Source organism: Bacillus sp. JJ664, assembly GCF_036962205.1.
GTDB lineage: Bacteria > Bacillota > Bacilli > Bacillales > Bacillaceae_G > Gottfriedia.
Genome location: NZ_JBALMS010000242.1, coordinates 1 through 221, shown reverse-complemented (window position 1 = coordinate 221; position 221 = coordinate 1). Strand labels below are relative to the sequence as shown.

The 221-nt window shown below is 34.8% G+C and carries 1 protein-coding gene; it reads right to left on the bottom strand.

Going from position 1 to position 221, the window contains the following annotated elements:
• The coding region (locus V7056_RS20725; protein ID WP_499704276.1) for a dihydrofolate reductase family protein at nt 1-221 on the bottom strand (221 nt) is incomplete at both ends.

The window sequence follows — 221 nt, the reverse complement described above, 5'->3', positions numbered from 1 at the left end:
CACCACATAGCCACAATTTCCCGCTTTTTTGCTGTTTTAAATTTTCAATAAAAGAAATAGCGTCTCCTTTGACTAATTCTACCTCATCATTTGATTCAAACTGTAAGGAATTTGAGAAAATATAATGCTTTAATCCCTTATAGCCAGGTTCTCCAGGTTTCGCACCGAATTGAAATCCAAACTCATATGTTTTTGTCCCCATCAATACTGCATCATATTGT